The sequence below is a fragment of the Phocaeicola sp. RTP21198st1_B8_RTP21198_201120 genome, assembly GCF_040929485.1.
GTDB lineage: Bacteria > Bacteroidota > Bacteroidia > Bacteroidales > Bacteroidaceae > Phocaeicola > Phocaeicola dorei.
In genome coordinates this window covers 1-1,289 of the sequence record NZ_JBCOCI010000387.1, presented here as the reverse complement: position 1 = coordinate 1,289, position 1,289 = coordinate 1, and the positions used below count along the sequence as shown (strand labels likewise).

At 41.3% G+C, this 1,289-nt stretch carries 1 protein-coding gene; it reads right to left on the bottom strand.

The window, feature by feature from the left end; all coding sequences use genetic code 11:
* Positions 1–1,289: NPCBM/NEW2 domain-containing protein (locus AB5935_RS26570; protein ID WP_368327936.1), on the bottom strand; the 1,289-nt coding region annotated here is incomplete at both ends.

Genomic DNA, 1,289 nt, shown 5'->3' with positions numbered 1-1,289 from the left:
TATCCGGGTCATTCCAACTGCCTGGTTTGGCAAATGGTTGCCACTTATCCTGAAGGAAACCTATGGTAGTCATACTACACCAGGAGTCATAAATATCTCCTGTTGTCCGCCAGACATTTGTTAGATTGCTCCAGTCTTCTGCCAGTTCAAATGGGGCAGCATTGGAGATGCTATATAGAATATCTCTTCCCGATTGGCGTAAAAGATATGATAGTTCTGCTGTATGGGCTATATCATTAGTTACCCAGTCGTACTTAATATAATCGAATCCCCATTCTGCCCATTGCTTTACGTCATTTTTAGCAAATGAAAATTCTCCATATCTGCGGCTTGAATTGACAACTTTACCATTACGTGTATCAGCACTGCTGCCAATGTATCCGGCAAAAGTTTGTACCCACGGAGAAGAATATATTCCTATTTTGAGACCTTTACTATGTACATAATCAACAAGACCTTTCATATCAGGAAATTTATCGTTCGGCATTATTGCATTGTATTTTCCTCCACGTACGCCTTGCCATCCATCATCGATATTTATATAAGCATATCCATAATTGACGAGTCCCAGTTCTACCATGCGGTCGGCCATCCTTCTTATTTTCTTGTCATCAATGTCTGCTCCGAAAATGTTCCAGCTATTCCAGCCCATAGGAGGAGTCAGACTTATCTTTTCCCCGATTTCAAGAGTTAAGTCTTTAGTAGTTTCTCCATATTGATTTTTAGCGGAGATATGAACAGTATAGGTTCCCGGATTTATCGCTTTTCCTGTAATAATGCCGGTATTGCTATCGATGGATAATCCTTCGGGTAAATTAGTTGCAGTTATATTTAGTGGTCTTTCTCCTGAAACAGGTACTGTAAACAGAAATGGATTTCCCGGGCGGGCACCATATATATAAGGAGCATTAATCATAGGCTGCCTTGCCACAGCAGGAGTTAGGATGTATTCCTGTTCACGTTCTTTTTTTACCGAAACAGGATCGGCACCTTTCACTTCAAACCTGGCATTTACCCAGTTGGTGCGATCTCCGGCTATTCCATCTCCTGCATGATCGACACGTAAGATTAGAGATTTTATACCCTTAACAGAAATATCTATTTGTTTTGCTTTTTCTCCTGCATGCATGATTCCACTTCGCCAGATGATTTTGCCATCTCCTAAAATTATAAATTCGGCACTGGCTTGTTTTAATTCGTGTTCGGGTGCGGAATCATCTATCCCTGCAGATGCCTTGAAGGAGACTGTTTTGCCGTCAAGTTTTATGCGGAATACGCTTGCGGCATGT